The sequence below is a fragment of the Nocardioides sp. genome, from assembly GCF_050699375.1.
GTDB lineage: Bacteria > Actinomycetota > Actinomycetes > Propionibacteriales > Nocardioidaceae > Nocardioides.
Map to the genome: position 1 here is coordinate 1 of NZ_JBOHDN010000160.1, position 14,719 is coordinate 14,719.

Consider the following 14,719-nt stretch of genomic DNA (forward strand, 5'->3'; position numbering starts at 1 on the left):
CGGACGTTGGTGCCGAGCTCTTCCACTACCGGACCAAGGACCAGGTCGAAGTCGACATCGTCCTCCAGACACCTGACCGACAGGTCATCGGGATCGAGGTCAAGGCCTCGTCGACGCCCAAGTCTGAGGACTTCCGAGGCCTGCGGCACCTCGCCGACCGCCTGGGTGACGACTTCCGTGCCGGGTACGTCCTGCACGCCGGGCAACGTACATTGCCGTTCGGCCCCAAACTCCGCGCGCTGCCGATCAGCGCGCTCTGGCAGGCAGGCGAAGGTTGAGCGAAGCAGGGTCGCGCAACCGCCCGTTCTGAGGTGTACTACTCCTACTGAGGCACCCGCTGGGGGTGCGTACGGAAGCCTCGGGAGGGCGAGACATGGGTAACGGCGACGAGCTCAGCGTCGACTACGACAAGCTGACCAAGGTTCACCAGAACCTGGAGGAGCAGAAGGGCCTGGTCGAGAGCCTCGACCTCGGGAGTGCGCCGGCCGCGGGTGCCTTCGGCGGTTCCGCGAAGGGCGAGTGGCTCGCCAACGCCGTGATCAAGGGCCACCAGAACATCAACCAGGCCAAGAAGGAGACCGTTCAGGGCCTGGAGACGTACGCAAGCGCGGTCACCGACGCCATCAACGACATCACCGAGACCGACGAAGGCGCAGCGATCGTCGCGAAGAAGATGGCCGACGCCCTCGCCGTGATGAGCAACCCGCTCGTGATCTTTGACAAGGAGTACGGCGGTAAGCGCCCAATGCCGATGTGAGGTCGTCCGGGCGGTCAGAGGACCTTGTACGTCGGCATGATCTGCGCGATCAGAGCCTCAGCGCCCTTGCGGTCGATGTCGGCTTTGTTGAAGTCCCAGGACATGGTGACTCGATCATCGCCGCCCGGTAGCACCGTGCCGTAGTGGTCCTGCCAGGTGTGCTCGTTCTCACCTTGGAAGTGATAGAAGATCGATCCGTTGATGGTCTCGTTCGGCAGCCGCTTCAGGTTCTTGAGGTCCTTCGCGAGCGCTTCCTCACGCAGATCAGCGAGTGCATCCACCGCGTCCTCGTCTTCTCCTTCGCCAGCATGGGGACCCGCCAACATGGTGCCGGCCCCTGGGGATATGCCTATCGAGTCCTTGGGCGCACGCATGGTCTGCGCTTGGTCTGCACTGGAGGACACGGTCCAGTCCGGGGGCACCTGGAGTTGAGCGAGATCAACAGACGCGACCTGCCAGTCCGAAGGAACCGATGGCGCACCTGACTCCTGTGCTCCGCTGGAGGACGCACTGGCGGATGCACCGTGCGTCGGTTCTGTCCGCGTACCCTCCGAGCCACACCCACCAGAGAAGCCTGCAACCGCCAAGACTAGACCGGCGATGATGATCGCCCGAGACATCCTCATGCGACCGAACTCTAGAGCAATGGATGAACAAGGATGACGACGCGGGTGGACGTGTTATCTAATAGGCTGCGGGGTCGACCGGACCCCATCTAGTCCGTTCGGGGGAAGTAATGCCGGTAAAGGGTCCGTGGATGGAACGTCTGGGCAGGTACGTCGCTGGCGCGGACCCAGCCGCGCTCGACATGTTGATTAACTCATGGGATACGTCCCGTGAGTTGTTCCGCGAGGCCGGAGAAACGCTCAAACAGAGTGGGAGCCGAGCTGAGGATGGGTTCTCGTCCTCGTCGATGTCGGGGCAGGCAGCCCGCCGCAACATGGAGGCGTCGGGGACCAAGACGACTGACAAGAGCGATGTGGTCAAGGCCGCTGTAGCAGCCCTCCAAGATGTGCGGGGCAAGGTCACCGCTGCGATGCGTGAGCATGCTCGACTCGAGGCAACGTTGCCGGCGTCCCATGGCGCCGCACCAGACGCCTCCAACCCGAAGTACTCTCAGGCTGGAACCGGCATTGACAGCGTGAAGGCGGCGCAGAACCAAAAGGATCTCCAGGCCGATCGTGCAGCCCACGCTGCCCGGGAGGCTGCAATCGCCGAGGCGGAGCGCATCGCTGCCCAGCACGTACAAGACGTGGACACCTCGGTCGACGAGGCCGAACCGAAGGTCAGAGCGCTCTATGACGATGGCAGCAATTCCGAACCCGTCCCGCCTGGCACCTCCGGATCGCCGGGGTCGGCAAGCCAGGTAGCAGCTGCACGCGAGCGCATGGCGAAGTACAACTCCGGCACCCTCTACCCCGGCGGCATGGGCCACGAGCTGATTGCCGAAGAGAAGGCCAACATCTCGGCATACGAGGCCGAGAACAAGCCCGAGTGGAACGGCAACGAGTGGATCAACGCCGACGGCTCAGCTGCCCCGGCAACCTCGTACGCCATGGTCGAGACCGCTGACGGCCTTGCCCCGCTGAGCGGCGGCACGGGCGGCATGTCCGCCCTCGCGATCGGCGGAGGTGGCGCCCTCCTCGGCGCCGGCGTGGCTAAGGCGATCGCGAGCAAGTTCGGCGCTGGTGCCGCCAAGGCAGCAACCGCTGGAGCTACCTCGAGGTCAGCTGGTGCCGCGAAGGCCGGCGCTGCTGGCGCTCGGGCCGGCGCCGGTGCTGCGGGTCGCGGTGCTGGCGCCCGCGGCGCAGGAGCAGGCGCGCGTGGAGCCGGTGCCCGAGGGGCGGGTGCTGCTGGACGCGGTGGCAGGGGTGGCCCTGCAGGTGCCGGCAGCCGTGCAGGTCGCGGCGGAGCCGCAGGTGCAGGCGGCCGCGGCGGCCGGAAGAAGGACGACCAGCAGAACAGCCAGGACCAGGACTGGCAGGCCGACTACACCGATGACTGGACCGACCCCAACTACAACGCGACCCCAACAGTCATTGGCGACGAGTGGAAACGCCGTCAGCCCAAACAGGACGACGGCGAGTAGTACAGCGCGATGTCGACCGACGGAGTCGGCGCGACTGTTAGTTGTCGCGCCAACTCCGTCGGCATTCAAGTACCCTGATGATGACGCCAAAACACTCGGGGGATGGCATGTCAGACCAGCAGGTCGTCAATCAAGTGAGCCCGCCTACAGGCTCGGTTGTGCGACCGCCCAGCATCAAGTGGGCGGTCATCGGGATGTGGCTCGGCGCCGCGATGACCGTGCTCGGCGTCTACGTCTTCTACCTCGAGCAGGTCGCGATCAACGAGAAGACGTTCGGGAGCGACTCCGCCGGCCTGGGCGGGTTTGCTGAGATGGGAATGATGATCTCGGTAGGGATCGCCGCCGTCCTTGCCGTGGCCGAGTTCGCACTGTGGGCCACCATGGCGTTGACGAACCAGTTCGGCTTCCCCTGGGCGAGGGTCGCCGCCACTGTCCTCGGCGTAGCGGGCTTCCTGTACGCCATCTTCGTCCTCGTCCTCTCGACGCTGTCGGATGCACTCTTCGCCACATCCATCGCCTACAACGTCGTCAATGAGGCCCTAGCCATAGCGATCTTGGTCCTGCTGTGGCGCCCGCCGTCGACAGCGTTCTACAGAGCTAGCAGGCTCCAGCGGGCGTGGCGCGTCGTCGTCGGCGAGGGAGATACCCGCCCGGTCGCGGCGGGTTCTCCACAGTGACGTGCGATTGCCATTGACCGCATCGTTGTCTCCATGCCAACTTTGCTTTGGGCTAGAACGCTCTTGTTTCCTCGGGTAGCCAGAATTTTCTGTGCTGAATGGTTTGAACTGCCGACTTCTGGGGAAGAAGAGGAGTAACCAACCACAACAGCACGGGGGATTGCGATGGGCGGGTACGAAGTCACGATCGAGGACCTACGACGCACGGCGGGCAAGTACGACGCCCTGCGCGAGGACCTCGGATCATCCAAGATGCCGGATTCGGCGCTTGGACCAGACCGGCTCGGCCACGTCGAGGTTGCCTCCTGGATGAAGGAGACGATGCAGGCGGCGAGGGACGTTCATCGGCAGTTGGGTGAGGGCCTGGGTTCGCTGTCCGAGTACCTCCGAACCAAGGCACGCCACTACGAGCAAGCAGACCTGGACAGCGCAGATCTGATGAAGCCTGGGCCATGGGCTGAGAGTGGCGGACACAGCAAGTTGACGCCGCTGTTGTACTCCCCCGGCCAGGGGACAGGCAGCTCCCAGCCACTCCCCAACATCCTAGGTGAAGGTGGCGCCCAGTTTTCGCCGCTGACCCCTCCGCCGTCGACTGCACGTGAGGCCGACTGATGGCACTCGCTGCGGGCGCTGAGCTCGGCGCGACGAATGATCCGAAAGCACTGGTTGTGGGAGACAAGGCTGCCGTCGCGGAGCGAGCCACCGCGATCCTTGATGAACAAAGGCGAATCGGAAGCCTGCTTGAGACCATTGAGAGTCTCGCCGTGCCCACTTGGGAAGGCGGCTTCGGCAAGGCTGGCTATGTCTACGAGATGGATCAGGAGGCGTCCAAATTCGGGGCCTACCGCGACACGCTGAAGAGCATGGGCACGAGTTTGAACACTTACGCCGACGCTCTTGGCACCGCACAGAATCGTGCACAGGATGCGATCGACAAGTGGAACGAAGGCGAGGCGGCTACCAAGAAGGCGCTCTCCGAGCACAACGCCGCCGTAGACGGATACAACGGACTGGTCGCTGCCCACAATTCTGCCATTAAGAGTGGTCAGACGGTCCCCCCAATAGGTCTCGCGCACCCCGGGGCGTTCGTCGATCCAGGTGAAGCGCTGCGCCAAGAAGCGAAGGAGATTCTTGCAGACGCGCGCGAGCAGTTGGACAGCGCGGGGAGTACTGCGACGAATCCCCCTGCGCAATCTTCTTCCTCAGGTTCCGGAGAGGGTTCTGGGCCAACCTGGTTTAAGGGCGGCAAGTTCAAGTTCCCGGGCGCCGAAGATTCAACGGGATTGAACCCTAGGGACCTCGCTGACTACCCGGACGGAGACTCCCGGAGTTGGGGTGACGCGGCCGGAGAAGACGGAGAGGAGGAAGGCAACTCGAAGAAGCCGTCGGTAAACGCAGAGGTGTCTGTCGTCAGTGGAGATGCTAAAGCCTCCGTCCTCAGTGCGGAGGGCAAGTCCGAAGGAAAGATCGGCGACTTGGAAGGCAAAGCTGGAGGCTCAGTTGACGTCTTAACGGTAGGCGCAGGAGGTGAGGTCAAGGTTGGAACCGATGGCGTCGCAGCTAGCGGCCAAGTCAACGCGCACTTGGTGCATGCCAAAGGCGAAGCTTCTGTCGACTACGGACCTATCGGCGCTCACGCGAAAGGGGAAGCGTACGTCGGCGCGGAGGCAAAAGCGTCAGTCGGCATTGGCAAGAATGGCATTCACGCTGGCGGTGAAGCGTTTGCTGGCGCGAAGATCACCGGCGAGGTCGGAGGGGACGTCGGCGGAGTCGGCGCTGGGGTAGAGGCAGAGGCGTGGGCGGGAGTTGGGGTCGCGGCAGACCTCGATGTCGGGATGAAGGATGGCAAGTTCACCCTCGGTGGCGAACTTGGCGCAGGTCTGGGCATCGGGGCAAAGATTGGGCCGAACGTTACCTTGGACTTCCCGAAGATGGCCGAGACAGGACAGGACATCGCGGAAGATGCAGGTAAGGTCGTTGATCAGGTGACGGTGTCGCCGAGTGAGGTTGCTGATGCCGGTAAGTCGATCGCCAAGGGCGTTGGGGGATTGTTCTCATGACAGATATTGCAGTGCTTCCGATCCCTATCCAGTTCGAGTTGCCAAACTCAGCGTGGCAGAGGGTGAATCCGCGAGATTACGACATTCCTAACGCTGCGTTCATGGCGGTCAGACCAGATCGGAGCGAAGCCTACACGCCGGTTATCACGATCAGTGGGGGGTTCCGCAGGGATACGGTGACGTTGGACGAGATCGCTGACGAGTCGATTGACGTGCTGCGGTCCGACGTCGGAAACGCGGCGTTGGTGAAGCGACGAGAAGCTGGTAGTGAGAACGTTCCGGCGGTCCTGCAGCTTCTTGAGGCGGACGCAAAGATCGACGGTCAACGCTTCGACCTTCAGCAGGCTCAGGTCGTCGAAGCGATCATCGACGTCAACGACAAGAGTAAGCGGATTGTGCTCATCTTCACGATGACAGGAACATATGCCCAGACAGAGCGTCTGGCGTCGGAGTTCGAGGACTTCATGGACTCTGTCGTGATTCTTCCCGGAGTCGAGTGAGGGGCGTCTTCGACCCGTACGTTGCATGATCGGGGCTAGGTCAGCAAGTAGTAGAGGCCTACCCCGATACCGGCGATCGCGAGGGCCGCAAGCGTGCCGAATCCGACGACAACGCCAATCAGCATCGACGTAGGCATCTTTTCTTTCAAGCCGAGCGACTTCGCGGCAGCTTTGATCATCTGCCGACTCTCTTCGGAGTTGAACTTAAAGCTGTAGACCTTGTCCAACTTGAAGTCATCGTTGATCGCGTACGCGGTTCCAAACGAGATATTATATGACCTGCCCACTGTTCGCTCGTAGGTGTAGTGCGCGGAAGGCACTCCCGCCGACCAACTGATCTCTACGTTGTCGTCGGTGATCGAATAGGTTGTGGCGTCGACCACTCGAACGTGGTGCACGTAGGTCTTCTTGAGTCCGGCACGGTTGAGAATTCCCCACCACTTGGCGTCGACAATGTCGATCTTTAGGTCGAAGCCCGTCTCGGTTGGTATCACGAGGTACGGGGAATCCTTTGTGAGCTGCTCAAGGTGGGCGTAGAGGGGTTGCGCGACTGACGGGGGTTGCAGCGGAGGCGTGGTCACTCTCTCCCGCCTTTGCAGTTGGCCGTGTTGATCCAAATATTCGTCATGCTTGACACCCTAGGGAGTTTGGCCGATCGCTGGGAAGACTAAGCGGCGGTGTGCACGGCCCTGAATTGGCTACTTCGCGAGAACCTCAGCCGAGAACTTAACGTCAGTTCCGTCCACGCCGGTCACCTTGACCTGTACAGGGAGTTCGTCGCTGCCCGCAGTGAGCGTGCACTTCATGGTCTCTCCAACCTTGCCCGTCAGGTCTTCGGGGCAGTCGATCTTGTCGGGCTTCTGACCCACCTGAGCTTCGAGTTGATCGGAGACTGTCTGCTCGAGGTCCTCTTTCGAAACTGTGGGTGTGCCGCAGGAGGCGAGCGTGAAGAGTGCAGCTGAAGCGACGGCTGCGGTGGCGATACGACGAAGCATCTGAGTCCCCTGTCCCGAGTTGTTGACGTGCGCCACTGTATGCGGCCACGAACTGATTTGTCTGCGTTAGACACGGATCGAGGCTCGTACGCGCCGCCAGGCCCATCAGCAGGCGTCGTAGACGTACGCGGCGTCGTCCTGGCCGAGTAGGTCGCGGTCGCGGAGGATGGTGAGCGGGGCGCGGGTGGGGTCGGCGCAGACGGCTTCGAAGGATAGGCCGGCATCGACCAACGAGTCGGGGTATTCGATCTGCAGCACGTGGGGGCCGTAGATGTCGGTGTAGGCGGCGCACTCGGAGTAGGCGCCGCACTCCTCGACGACGGCGAAGTCGAAGCCGAGGTCGTCGTGGGCGGTGCGGGCGGCTTCGGCGGCGTTCTTCTGGGCGATCGCTAGGCCGTGGTCGTGAGCAGCGGACAGGTAGGCCTCGGCGAGGGCGAAGGCGCCGTCACGAGAGATCGCGTCGAAGCGGGTCCAGGTGTCGAGGTTGTCGATCTCGACGGCGTCGAAGCCGTCATCGGCACACCCTTCGATGATCGGGGTGATGACCTCGAGGATCGACGTACGGGCGGTGTCGGTGGTGGGGTCGAGGACGATCTCGTCGGGCCAGTCGGGGTCGCGTACGGGCTCGCCGGAGGTGTCACGCAGCATGGCCTCGGGGCGGGATGACCAGTCCGAGCCGGGCTGGGTCTGGAAGCCGTTGACGTAGCAGACGCTGTAGGCGCCCTCGAGCGGGTCGGCGGCGGCGTCGCGTACGACGAGGTCGATCGGGGTGCCGTCGGACAGGTGGTCGGAGGCAACGCCGAGCTGGTAGTCGAAGACACCTTCGGTCGGTGGGAGGGTTGGTGACGGATCGGCTGCCGGAGTCGCAGTCGATCCGCAAGCTGCGACGGCGAGAAGGGCGATGAGCACGGCAAGGGCCGGGCTGCCATTGGCAACCCGGCCCTGCAAGCGTGGTCTCGACGAGCTCGACCACCGGTGCCGTTGCGTACGTGGTCTGGTCTCGACGGGCTCGACCACCGGATCGACGGTCAGTGGAGGACCGTCGGAGCGGCGGCGCCGTGCTCGGCCTTGTTCTTGGGCAGGAACCAGGCGGGGATGAGCGTGGCGAGCACCAGGATCGCGGCGATCACGAAGGTCGAGGAGAAGGCCTCGGCCATCTCGACCGGGATCGCCTTGAAGATCTCGGGCAGCTTGGCCGGGTCGAGACCCAGCGACGCGGCGGCCTCGCCGACCTTCTCCTGGTTGGCCGGGTCGGACATGAACTTCTCCAGGCCGTCCGAGGACACCCCGAGCTTGCCGGCGAGGTCACCGGCCGCGGAGACCGACTCCTTGCCGGAGAGCGCGTTGGTGAGCAGCACCGAGAAGAGCGCGGTGCCCGCGGAGGCAGCGACCTGCTGAACGATGTTCACCAGAGTCGTACCTCGAGCGATGGTGTGCTCGCGCAGCGTCGCCTGGGCAGCCGCGAAGGTCGGCATCATCGTGGCGCCCATGCCGAGGCCCATGATGAAGAGGGAGACCAGGAGATACCAGTAGGGAGTCGCCTCGTCGAGCCGCGAGAACATGAACATCCCGACGGAGATGGTGGTCAGGCCGCTGAGGACGATCTTGCCTGGGCCGATGCGGTCCGCGAGCATGCCTGCCAGTGGCATCGTGACCATCGCACCCAGACCCTGCGGGGCCATCAGCAGTCCGGCGTGGAGGGCGTCCTGGCCGCGTACCTGCTGGTAGTAGAGCGGGAACAGCAGCGAGGCACCGAAGAACGCCATCGCGAAGATCGCCAGAGTGATCACCGCGACGGTGAGCTCCTTGTTGCCGAAGAGGCGTACGTCGATCAGCGGGTGGTCGTTGCGTGCCGACAGCGCCCACGGGATGAACGCCGCGATCAGCACCAGGCCCGCGACCATGAACGAGAGGACCTTGGTGTCGAGCACCGTGCCGGCCTCGGGGATCGAGGAGACGCCGTAGAGGAACAGCGCCAGACCCGGAGACAGCAGGATCATGCCGAGGAAGTCGAAGGACTGCGACGGCTCCACGTGGTCCTTGGGCAGCGCCCGCCAGGCGTAGACCAGGGCGACGACACCGATCGGGATGTTGATCAGGAAGATCCAGTGCCACGAGGCGGAGTCGATCAGCGCGCCACCGATGATGGGGCCGAGGATCGGGCCGAGAAGCATGGGTACGCCCAGGATCGCCATCACGCGGCCGACCCGTTCGGGTCCGGCTGCGCGGGTCAGGATGGTCATGCCCAGCGGCATCAGCATGCCGCCACCGAGGCCCTGGAGGACCCGGAAGCCGACGAGCATCGGCAGCGTGGTGGCCAGCGCGCACAGCGCCGAGCCGAGCGCGAAGAGAACGATCGCGGTGATGTAGAGACGTTTGGTGCCGAACCGGTCGGCAGCCCAACCGGTCAGCGGGATCACCGTCGCCAGAGCGAGGGTGTAGCCCGTCATCGTCCACGCGACCTCGGCGGAGGTTGCGTTGAAATCGCGCTGGAAGGTCTCCAGTGCGACGGAGACGACGGTGATATCGAGGATCGACATGATCGATCCGAGCACAACGACGCCCGCAATGATGAGCACGCTCTTGTCGAGGTGGTCGTCGGACGCCTGAGGCTGGGCAGAGAGGTCTGTCACGAGTTCACAGCCTACGGGGGTATTTGTTGTGGTCCTAACCCATATTTTGCAATTGATTCGTGAGCCGGATCACGCTCATGAGGTGCCGCGACGCGCGGCCCCGGCAAGCATGAATGCCTTGATCACCCGGTAGACCGGGCGGATCAGCCAACCGGGCAGCGTGCCGTGGCGCTCCTCCTCCCAGACCCGTGCCCGCGGATGTGACTGCAGCATCCGGTCGATCAGCGGCGGCGAGCCCGCCGGCGGTGCGCCGGCGAGCATGTCGATGCGGCACACGTGCTTGATGTTGGCGTACCCGTACTGCTCCGGGTTGACCAGCCGCAGCGGAGCGCCGTGATCGCCGTCGAGCGGCCGGCCACCGAGCCGATCGGCGAGCAGGACGTTGCCGGCCAGGAGATCCTCCAGCTCGGCCACGAAATGTTCGTCGTCGAGGCCGCGCACCAGGACGTGGGTCACGGTCGTGCCCGGTGCGACGGCCGGTGCGACGTACCGCTGATAGACGTCGGCGAATGCGACGCCCTCCCAGTGCAGGCCGGTCGCCGACCAGCCGGCGACGCAGTGGAAGTCGGCATCGAGCTCGCGGCGATCGGCGCCGACGAGCTCGTCCAGGGAGACCTCGATCGGCGCCGGAAGCACTCCGCCGAAGACCACTGTCGGATGTTCGCTCACCGTGGGTGGGGGCTGGTCGAGACGTCGCCCGAAGCGTGGGAAGTAGTCGATTCGGCGCTGGCCGGGAGGGAGGGTGCCGCGGGGGTGGGTGGTGTCGGTGGTCATGTTTTTCACCGTCGCAGAGCCCAGCATCGTGCGCCTCAACCTTTGGGGGCGAAGGTCTCATCCTCGAGGATGAGGAGTTTCGGCGGGCTCGGGCATCGTGCCCCGGGTCTGCTGGTCGGTGGGGGCGGCTACGGTCGAGGCATGTCCTTCGTCCCAGTCACCGGTCGCGCGGTCTTCCGGCCCGCGCAGCCGCCGCGGGACTCGGCGGTCGAGTTCGTGGATTCACGCAGGTCGGTGTCGTTGCCGATGCGGGCCGCGCTGCCGGTGTTGAAGAAGGCGTACGCAGCCTCTGACCTGCATCCTTCGGTCGCTCTGGTCGCTTCGGCAGCGCATCTCGGACTCCGGTTCGTGGCCGCGGGACAGCTGGAGCCGGACGGTGGCTCGTGGGCGGTGCGGTATGCGCCCGAGGACGACGAGCGGGTGAAGCTGCTGGCCGAGTCTCGGGCCTATGACGACCTCGATGGTGAGTCCGCGGAGCTGCTGGTGCGGGAGATCGTGGCGGCGGTCGCGGACGCGGTGCCGACCTCTGCGCCGAAGGCTGCCGGGTCGGGGGTGTTCCGGGAGTCGTTGCAGTCCCGGTTGTCGCGCTATCGGACCGACGAGGGGCCGGTGACGGCCGCGCTGCCGTCGTTGGTGCGGCTCTCGTTCCGGGTCGAGTCGCCGGAGGAGGACCTGCTCGCGGGGTCGCTGACGTTGGTGCCGCAGGTGCACGACGAGGCCGATCCGCTGCACGTGGCCGATGCCTCGCGGTTGTGGGACGAGAGCGACGATCACGGGTTCGGCCCGCGGGCGCGTACGCATGCGCAGGTTGCCCTTCGCGGCGCCGCCGAGGCCTGGCCCGTGCTCGATCGGCTGCTCGACCTGCCGGTGCCTTCCGCGGTGACCCTGTCGACCGATGAGGTCGTGGGCCTCCTCGAGGACGGGGTCGAATGGCTCAAGGAGCGTGGCATCGACGTCCTCTGGCCGCGGTCGCTGTCGCGGGACCTGACGACGTCGGTCGCGGTTGACCGGGCGCCCTCCTCGTCGACGGGCGCATCGACGGCCGCGCGCGAGGACCTGATGCGGGAGTCGCCCCTGGGCGAGAAGGGTCTCTTCGCCTTCCAATGGCAGATGGCGCTCGGCGGCGAGCCGCTCGATGCCGCCGAGATGGACGCGCTGGCGGCCGCCGCGGGGCCGGTGCTCCGGCTGCGGGGGTCCTGGGCGGTCGTACATCCCTCCGTTCTTCGTCGTGCGCGCAAGCGGCTGCTCAAGCGGATCACCGGCGGGGAGGCCCTCGCCGTCGCCCTGACCGGGCAGGTGCCGGACGAGGTCGCGGAGGCTGCCCCGGGCGAGAAGGTGATCATCGGGGCCTCGATCGGACGGCTGCGGGACCAGGTGCTCGAGGCGACCTCCGGGCCCGCGGTCGAGGTGCCGGCAGGGCTGCGGGCGACGATGCGGGGCTACCAGGTCGAGGGCCTGACCTGGCTGGCCGGGATCACGTCGCTGGGGCTCGGTGGATGCCTGGCCGATGACATGGGGCTCGGGAAGACCCTGATGGCGATCGCGCTGCACCTGCATCGACAGAACGAGCACGCCGGTCCCACGCTGGTGGTCTGTCCGGCGAGCCTGTTGGGCAACTGGGAGGCCGAGCTGGCCAGATTCGCACCCGAGGTGGAGGTGCGGCGTCACCATGGCGCGGCCCGCGATCTCGAGGGCGCGACCGGCGTGGTGCTGACGACGTACGGGACGATGCGGCGCGACGTCGGGCTGCTGTCGGTGGTGCCGTGGGGTCTCGTCGTGGCCGACGAGGCGCAGCACGTCAAGAACGCCGCCTCCGCGACCGCGAAGGCGCTCCGCGAGATCCCCACCCATGCCCGGGTGGCGCTGACCGGGACGCCGGTGGAGAACAACCTCACCGAGCTGTGGGCGCTGCTCGACTGGTGCGTGCCCGGGCTGCTGGGCAGCAGGCTGGCCTTCCGGCGGGCCTGGGCGAGCCAGATCGAGGCCGGTGCGGACGTCGGGAAGGCGCGGGAGTTCGCGTCGCTGGTCGGCCCGTTCCTGTTGCGGCGGCGCAAGTCGGACCCCGGGGTGGCGCCCGAGCTGCCGCCCAAGACCGAGACCGACCACCTGCTGTCGCTGACGCGGGAGCAGACGGTGCTCTACGAGGCCTACGTACGCGACGCGATGGCCCGGATCGAGCGGCTCGACGCCGATGACCCGCAGCGCCGTGGGCTGGTGCTGAGCCTGCTCACCGGGCTCAAGCAGATCTGCAACCATCCGGCTCACTTCTTGAAGCAGGAGGGTGGGCGGATCGCGGGCCGGTCGCAGAAGATCGACCTCGTCGACGAGCTGTTGTCGACCGTGATCGCCGAGTCGGGGGCGGTGCTGATCTTCACGCAGTACGTCGCGATGGCCCGGCTGCTCTCGGCGCACTGGTCGGCGGCCGGTGTCTCGCACCAGTTCCTCCACGGAGGTACGCCGGTGGCCGAGCGCTCGCGGATGGTCACGCGCTTCCAGGACGGTGAGGTGCCGGTCTTCCTGCTCTCGCTGAAGGCCGGCGGGGTCGGGCTCAACCTGACCCGCGCCGACCACGTGATCCATGTCGACCGGTGGTGGAACCCGGCGGTCGAGGACCAGGCCACCGACCGGGCCCACCGCATCGGGCAGACCCGCACGGTGCAGGTGCACCGGCTGATCACCCAGGGCACGATCGAGGAGCGCGTCGCGGAGCTCCTCGAGCGCAAGCGGGTTCTGGCCGACGCGGTCCTCGGGCGCGGCGAGGCGGCGTTCACCGAGCTCTCCAACGCCGACCTGCGCGAGCTGGTCAAGCTCGGTCCGCAGAAGCGCCAGAGGCGCCGCCGGATCGCGTCATGAGCGAGCGCCAGCGAACGACGGCGAGTGGCGTACTCACCTTTGCGCGGGAGCCGCACCGGCGCGGCGCGATGCGGGTGGACTCTTGGTGGGGGCGAGCGTTGCTGCGCGCGATCGAGGAGAGGGCGTACGACGACAACCAGCTCACCGGGGCTCGTGCGCTCGCCCGCTCGGGGCGGATCGGCGGGCTGGTCGTCGAGGCCGGTCGGTTCGCGGCAGCGGTCGAGGACGAGCGTGGGCTGTGGACGGTGACCGGCGCGGTGCCGGTACTGGACGCGGACTCCGCGGCCGCACTGTCGGAGGTGGTCGGTGCCTCGACGTCGCGGATCGAGGCGCTCCTGGCCGGGGAGCTGCCGCTGGACGTTGCCGAGCACGCCGAGGAGGCCGGGGTCGAGCTGGTCCCCTATGGGGACGAGCTGTCGGTGACCTGCACGTGCGGGCACTGGCACTCGGTGTGCGGGCACTCGCTCGCCGTGCTGCACCAGCTCTGCTGGGTGGTCGACCGTGACGCCTCCGTCCTGCTTCAGCTGCGCGGGGTCGCCCGCGATGAGCTGCTGGGGCGGCTGCGTCAGCACCGCCGCCGGTCGGCTGCGCCCGATGCTGTCCGGGCCGGCATGGCCGGCGGACCCGGCGAGCCGACACGGGATCAGGTCGACGATGTCGAGATCGCGCTCGATGCGGTGCTTCGCGCGCGTCACATGCTCGAGGAGTGAACTCGGTAGTGAATCAGCGCTAACCTCGAGGAATGACCCTTCGACAGGATCAGGACATCGCTTCGGCCCCGACGAAGACCAGGCGCGAGCAGATCCTGGAGTCCGCGGCGGAGCTCTTCGCGGCGCGTGGCTTCCACGGTGTCTCCGTCTCCGAGCTCGGCGCCGCGTGCGGCATCTCCGGCCCCGCGCTCTACAAGCACTTCCCGAGCAAGGACGCGATGCTCGCCGAGATGCTCGTCTCCATCTCCCAGGAGCTCCTCCGCGAGGGGCGAGCCCGGGTGAAGGCCGCCTCGGGCACCTCCGCGGCCATCGAGGCGCTGATCGACTGGCACGTCGACTTCGCCCTTCGCGACCGGGCGCTGATCGTCGTCCAGGAACGCGACTGGCAGTCTCTCCCGCACGAGGCGCGCGAGCAGGTGCGCACACTGCAGCGGAAGTACGTCGACGTCTGGGCCGACCAGCTCCGCGACCGAGACCCCTCGCTGTCCCTCGACACCGCTCGCGCCATGGCCCACGGCGTCTTCGGCCTGATCAACTCCACGCCCCACAACCGGGTCCTTCCCGCCGAGCCAACGCGATCCGTACTGACCAAGATGGCCCGAGCCGCCCTCACTGAGTAGTCAACCCTGCCGGCCGGCCGAGAAGTCACTCCTGCCGGCCGAGAAGTCACT

At 66.1% G+C, this 14,719-nt stretch carries 16 protein-coding genes; 10 read left to right on the forward strand and 6 right to left on the reverse strand.

All coding sequences use genetic code 11. The features are described 5' to 3' along the window. Together ACRDPS_RS11955 and ACRDPS_RS11960 are read left to right on the forward strand one after the other, a co-directional pair. Positions 1 to 278 (forward strand): DUF4143 domain-containing protein (locus ACRDPS_RS11955; protein ID WP_431501860.1); only part of this gene is annotated, 278 nt, incomplete at its 5' end. 95 nt (positions 279 to 373) lie between these two features. Further along, positions 374 to 757, forward strand: coding sequence for a hypothetical protein (locus tag ACRDPS_RS11960; RefSeq protein WP_431501861.1), 384 nt, complete (start codon positions 374 to 376; stop codon positions 755 to 757). A gap of 14 nt (positions 758 to 771) precedes the next feature. Here the strand turns inward: ACRDPS_RS11960 and ACRDPS_RS11965 are convergent, their stop codons facing one another. After that, entirely contained in the window at positions 772 to 1,038 is a 267-nt protein-coding gene (locus ACRDPS_RS11965) for a hypothetical protein (RefSeq protein ID WP_431501862.1), read from the reverse strand. Positions 1,039 to 1,514: 476 nt separating this feature from the next. On the opposite strand from ACRDPS_RS11965, the gene ACRDPS_RS11970 reads away from it, so the two are divergent. The 5 genes from ACRDPS_RS11970 to ACRDPS_RS11990 all read left to right on the forward strand — a co-directional run bounded on the left by ACRDPS_RS11970 (position 1,515) and on the right by ACRDPS_RS11990 (position 6,083). Next, positions 1,515 to 2,846 (forward strand): hypothetical protein, encoded by a 1,332-nt coding sequence (locus ACRDPS_RS11970; RefSeq protein ID WP_431501863.1) that lies wholly within the window; start codon positions 1,515 to 1,517, stop codon positions 2,844 to 2,846. Between the two features lie 212 nt (positions 2,847 to 3,058). Then, positions 3,059 to 3,523, forward strand: a complete 465-nt coding sequence (locus tag ACRDPS_RS11975) for a hypothetical protein (protein ID WP_431501864.1) — start codon at positions 3,059 to 3,061, stop codon at positions 3,521 to 3,523. Between the two features lie 165 nt (positions 3,524 to 3,688). After that, positions 3,689 to 4,135, forward strand: coding sequence for a hypothetical protein (locus tag ACRDPS_RS11980; RefSeq protein ID WP_431501865.1), 447 nt, complete (start codon positions 3,689 to 3,691; stop codon positions 4,133 to 4,135). Next, the gene (locus ACRDPS_RS11985; RefSeq protein WP_431501866.1) at positions 4,135 to 5,583 is read left to right on the forward strand and encodes a putative T7SS-secreted protein; all 1,449 of its coding nucleotides are present in this window, start codon (positions 4,135 to 4,137) and stop codon (positions 5,581 to 5,583) included. Before ACRDPS_RS11980 ends, ACRDPS_RS11985 begins: the two co-directional genes overlap by 1 nt. After that, entirely contained in the window at positions 5,580 to 6,083 is a 504-nt protein-coding gene (locus ACRDPS_RS11990; protein ID WP_431501867.1) for a hypothetical protein, read from the forward strand. The genes ACRDPS_RS11985 and ACRDPS_RS11990 overlap by 4 nt, the downstream gene beginning before the upstream one ends. A 35-nt stretch (positions 6,084 to 6,118) precedes the next feature. On the opposite strand, the gene ACRDPS_RS11995 is transcribed toward ACRDPS_RS11990, so the two are convergent. The 5 genes from ACRDPS_RS11995 to ACRDPS_RS12015 form a co-directional block, all read right to left on the reverse strand. Continuing rightward, a complete protein-coding gene (locus ACRDPS_RS11995) occupies positions 6,119 to 6,664 on the reverse strand; it encodes a hypothetical protein (RefSeq protein ID WP_431501868.1) in 546 nt (181 codons plus the stop codon). 117 nt (positions 6,665 to 6,781) lie between these two features. Beyond that, a complete protein-coding gene (locus ACRDPS_RS12000; protein WP_431501869.1) occupies positions 6,782 to 7,078 on the reverse strand; it encodes a DUF4333 domain-containing protein in 297 nt (98 codons plus the stop codon). A 105-nt stretch (positions 7,079 to 7,183) separates the two neighbouring features. After that, the gene (locus tag ACRDPS_RS12005) at positions 7,184 to 7,987 is read right to left on the reverse strand and encodes an endo alpha-1,4 polygalactosaminidase (protein WP_431501870.1); all 804 of its coding nucleotides are present in this window, start codon (positions 7,985 to 7,987) and stop codon (positions 7,184 to 7,186) included. 119 nt (positions 7,988 to 8,106) lie between these two features. Continuing rightward, positions 8,107 to 9,711, reverse strand: a complete 1,605-nt coding sequence (locus ACRDPS_RS12010) for a DHA2 family efflux MFS transporter permease subunit (RefSeq protein WP_431501871.1) — start codon at positions 9,709 to 9,711, stop codon at positions 8,107 to 8,109. A 75-nt stretch (positions 9,712 to 9,786) separates the two neighbouring features. Then, on the reverse strand, positions 9,787 to 10,485 hold the full coding sequence (locus ACRDPS_RS12015) for a molybdopterin-dependent oxidoreductase (RefSeq protein WP_431501872.1): 699 nt from the start codon (positions 10,483 to 10,485) through the stop codon (positions 9,787 to 9,789). Between the two features lie 141 nt (positions 10,486 to 10,626). Here ACRDPS_RS12015 and ACRDPS_RS12020 point away from each other — a divergent pair, with 141 nt between their 5' ends. From ACRDPS_RS12020 to ACRDPS_RS12030, 3 genes are read left to right on the forward strand one after another with little or no spacing between them, the layout of a single operon-like run. After that, positions 10,627 to 13,338: a DEAD/DEAH box helicase gene (locus ACRDPS_RS12020; RefSeq protein WP_431501873.1), complete on the forward strand. Its 2,712-nt coding sequence runs from the start codon at positions 10,627 to 10,629 to the stop codon at positions 13,336 to 13,338. Continuing rightward, entirely contained in the window at positions 13,335 to 14,048 is a 714-nt protein-coding gene (locus ACRDPS_RS12025; protein WP_431501874.1) for a hypothetical protein, read from the forward strand. The genes ACRDPS_RS12020 and ACRDPS_RS12025 overlap by 4 nt, the downstream gene beginning before the upstream one ends. Positions 14,049 to 14,080: 32 nt before the next feature. Beyond that, positions 14,081 to 14,668 carry an SACE_7040 family transcriptional regulator gene (locus ACRDPS_RS12030; protein WP_431501875.1) on the forward strand — a complete coding sequence of 196 codons (588 nt, stop codon included), beginning with the start codon at positions 14,081 to 14,083 and terminating at the stop codon, positions 14,666 to 14,668. Positions 14,669 to 14,719 lie beyond the last annotated feature (51 nt).

What these genes read in the sequence shown, in the direction of transcription:
- ACRDPS_RS11960 (WP_431501861.1), top strand. Translation starts at nt 374, where the DNA reads ATGGGTAACGGCGACGAGCTCAGCGTCGACTACGACAAGCTGACCAAG.
- ACRDPS_RS11970 (WP_431501863.1), top strand. Translation starts at nt 1,515, where the DNA reads ATGGAACGTCTGGGCAGGTACGTCGCTGGCGCGGACCCAGCCGCGCTC.
- ACRDPS_RS11975 (WP_431501864.1), top strand. Translation starts at nt 3,059, where the DNA reads ATGACCGTGCTCGGCGTCTACGTCTTCTACCTCGAGCAGGTCGCGATC.
- ACRDPS_RS11980 (WP_431501865.1), top strand. Translation starts at nt 3,689, where the DNA reads ATGGGCGGGTACGAAGTCACGATCGAGGACCTACGACGCACGGCGGGC.
- ACRDPS_RS11985 (WP_431501866.1), top strand. Translation starts at nt 4,135, where the DNA reads ATGGCACTCGCTGCGGGCGCTGAGCTCGGCGCGACGAATGATCCGAAA.
- ACRDPS_RS11990 (WP_431501867.1), top strand. Translation starts at nt 5,580, where the DNA reads ATGACAGATATTGCAGTGCTTCCGATCCCTATCCAGTTCGAGTTGCCA.
- ACRDPS_RS12000 (WP_431501869.1), bottom strand. Translation starts at nt 7,078, where the DNA reads ATGCTTCGTCGTATCGCCACCGCAGCCGTCGCTTCAGCTGCACTCTTC.
- ACRDPS_RS12015 (WP_431501872.1), bottom strand. Translation starts at nt 10,485, where the DNA reads ATGACCACCGACACCACCCACCCCCGCGGCACCCTCCCTCCCGGCCAG.
- ACRDPS_RS12020 (WP_431501873.1), top strand. Translation starts at nt 10,627, where the DNA reads ATGTCCTTCGTCCCAGTCACCGGTCGCGCGGTCTTCCGGCCCGCGCAG.
- ACRDPS_RS12025 (WP_431501874.1), top strand. Translation starts at nt 13,335, where the DNA reads ATGAGCGAGCGCCAGCGAACGACGGCGAGTGGCGTACTCACCTTTGCG.
- ACRDPS_RS12030 (WP_431501875.1), top strand. Translation starts at nt 14,081, where the DNA reads ATGACCCTTCGACAGGATCAGGACATCGCTTCGGCCCCGACGAAGACC.